Genomic DNA, 3,156 nt, shown 5'->3' with positions numbered 1-3,156 from the left:
TCACGCTGAAGGAATTTGAATAAAGAAGGCCTGTTTTTGACGGAACAAAGTGATTCTTTACAATAAATGTGTTGACTCTTACCTTAGAGGATACTTTAGTATAAAGAGCATTGAAAGGAGGAGAAGAAATGTATACCGTTCATGAAGTTGCAAAACTAGCTCATACCACAGTAAAGACATTACACCATTACCACAAAATAGGTCTTTTGATTCCGGAGCAGACGACAGAAGCCGGATATCGCCTATATGGAAAAAAAGATTTAGAACGATTACAGCAAATACTTTTTTATAAAGAGTTGGATTTTCCTCTCAAGGAAATAAAACAATTATTAGATGGTGAAATCAACAGGGAAAATACGTTGATTCAACAAAAATATTTACTAGAACAAAAAATTGATCGATTTAAAGGACTAATCAGGACGATCAATTCCTCTATTAAAAATACCAAAGAAGGAGTCGATATAGATATGGAAACCATGTTTAAAGGTTTTGAAACTGAAGACGAATGGCAAGAAGCCTTAAAAGACCAAAACGAACATTTGAAAGAAGAATATGATTTTGACTTAAATCAGACAATTGATGTAGAATCGATGAACGACTCTGCCATGGAAGCACAGTCATTTAATGAAGATATGATTCATTTCTTACAAGAAGGTTTCTCTCCAAATGATTCAAAAGTTTTGGATCGTGTAAAAGAACATTTATCCTTTTTAGAAAAAAAAGGTCATCCATCAACGCCGCAAGACTTTCTAAATCAGACTGAGTTTTTCATCGTTGACGACTTTCATAGAAATATGCTTGAGCAATGGCAAGTGGGTTACACTTACTTTCTAAATAAAGTAGCAGCTAGTTATATGGCAAATATTAAATAGAACCAATACCAAATAATATAAATAATAATGGTATCCTTTTTTAAAATGTTTGATTCCCTTCCACCTAGTTGACCAAAGATATGAAATCAAAGGGCTGTTTCGGCAGCTCTTTTTGAATTTCTTTCTATTCATATTGGTAAAAATGAAGTGTCCTGAAAGGAAAGTAAAATGTTAACAAATATGATTAATCTACCAAACTTAAAGATTCTCGATATGAAGGAGAGTGAATATGATTATAGATTCCTAGTAGAGTCTACTACTCCATCTCCATCACATTGTCCTAAATGTGGGGCAATTCCTAACCTGTACAAACATGGTAAAAAGGAACAACTATTCTTTTTGATCTACCGATGCACACTAAACGTGTAGGGTTAATTATAAAACGGCAGCGTTATAAGTGCCGTGAATGCAATGAAACATTTTTTGAAGATTTACCAGATATGGATGTCAAACGTTCTGTTACTAATAGACTTTTAATTTGGATTCAAGAAACCAGTCTTGAAAAGACATTTACCAGTGTTGCAGACGAAATAGGCGTTGACGAAAAAACTGTACGAAATATCTTTAATGATTATGTAGCTGAGCTTGAAGCTCAAACAGATTTTAGAACTCCTAAATGGCTTGGTATAGATGAAGTCCATTTACTCAAAAACTATCGTTGTGTCATCACAGACGTTGAAAACAAGTCTGTAATTGACATTTTACGAAAACGTAATAAAGATACGGTTATCAGTCACCTTTCAAATCTCCAAGATATTGATAAAATTGAACTCGTAGCAATGGATATGTGGAATCCATATAAAAGTGCTGTTAATACGGTGATACCACATGCAAAAATCGTAATTGATAAGTTCCATGTTGTTAAATTAGCCAATGAAGCGTTAGAAAAAATACGAAAAGCTAACCGTCAAAGAACGCAGACAACTTATGAGAGATCGTTATGTTCTTCTTACAAGACGAGATGATTTAAATGATTTCGATGATCAAATAAAGTTGCAAGTATGGACTGATAAGTTCCCTTTACTTGGTCAAGCATACGAACTTAAAGAGCAGTTCTTTGACATTTATGAAGCTAAATCAATTAAGGAAGGCTACAAACTGTACCAAAACTGGCTTTCAAATGTTCCTAAAGAGTTAATGACTTATTTTGAAGACCTGATTAAGTCTATGAATAATTGGGAAAAAGAGATATTCAACTATTTCAATTCTCCCATTACAAACGCCTATACGGAGTCCTTGAATCGTTTGATTAAGACAATGAACCATATTGGCCGTGGTTATTCTTTTGAAGCTCTTAGAGCAAAAATATTGTTTACACAAGGTTATCGTAAAGTAAAAAAGAAAAAGAAATTCAAAGAAGTTGAAGCTACTTTCGGAAAATTGTTACCTGATCAATTCCCAAATTGGGGTCAAATAGGCTATGAATGGGTCTATGAAGAAATCTATGGTGCTGACTTTTCCACACTAACTAAAGCAATGGAGGAGGGTTATTTTTAACCCTCTTTCTACACTATTTTCCGATTACCCCAAATTTCAAGTAATGTAACATGTACTTTGCAAGTGTTATGATTGCAAAAATCAACATTAAAATTATTGTGATGGAAGCGCCTGGTGGTGTACCCAATTAATAAGAAGTGACTAAACCACTTAACATGCCGACAAGTGCAATGACCATTCCATTTAATATGACACCGTAGAAGCTTTTGCTTAAACGAAGCGATATAGCTGCAGGTAAAATGATAATGGCTGAGACAAGTAAAGCCCCGACAATCGGCATTATTACTGCTATTGTGACCCCTGTTAACACATTAAACAAAATCGACACCGTTTTAATAGGCAGGCCAGCTGTAAAAGCTGTTTCCTCATCAAATGTAAGAACATACATAGGTTTTCGATATATTAAATATAATAATCCGATAATTATCGTTAATCCTAGTAACATCCATATTTGTTCTTTGTGAATAGTAACAATAGAACCGAATAGAAATTGCGTTACACTTAATGTAATTCCACCAGCACTTATTTCCATCAGGACAAGCGCTACTGCCATTCCGACAGACATTAATATGGCAATCGAAATTTCAGAATATGTGCGATAAATTTGACGCAAAAATGCAAGCAGAGTTGCGATAATGATTACCACGAGAATATTGGTCCATGTCGGATTGATGCCAATTAACAGACCAAGCGCTACCCCAGATAACGAGACATGGGATAAAGTATCGGATTAACCCCCGAATTTTGGACATAGTTACTCTTAATCTATCTTTTTCTTAAAATAGCT

The 3,156-nt window shown here is 34.3% G+C and carries 1 protein-coding gene and 2 pseudogenes; 2 read left to right on the top strand and 1 reads right to left on the bottom strand.

Annotated features, from left to right (window positions below; genetic code table 11):
* The first annotated feature begins 128 nt into the window (after positions 1-128).
* Both FS666_RS18975 and FS666_RS20700 read left to right on the top strand, forming a co-directional pair.
* Positions 129-872 (top strand): MerR family transcriptional regulator, encoded by a 744-nt coding sequence (locus FS666_RS18975; RefSeq protein ID WP_120076018.1) that lies wholly within the window; start codon positions 129-131, stop codon positions 870-872.
* A 350-nt stretch (positions 873-1,222) separates the two neighbouring features.
* A pseudogene (locus FS666_RS20700) lies at positions 1,223-2,369 on the top strand (ISL3 family transposase).
* 127 nt (positions 2,370-2,496) lie between these two features.
* On the opposite strand, the pseudogene FS666_RS18965 reads toward FS666_RS20700, so the two are convergent.
* Positions 2,497-3,087, bottom strand: a pseudogene (locus tag FS666_RS18965) (metal ABC transporter permease); the annotation flags it as partial.
* Between the last annotated feature and the right edge of the window lie 69 nt (positions 3,088-3,156).

The sequence above is a fragment of the Siminovitchia fortis genome, assembly GCF_007681465.1.
Lineage (GTDB): Bacteria > Bacillota > Bacilli > Bacillales > Bacillaceae_C > Siminovitchia > Siminovitchia fortis.
This window is presented reverse-complemented; position numbering and strand designations above follow the sequence as displayed.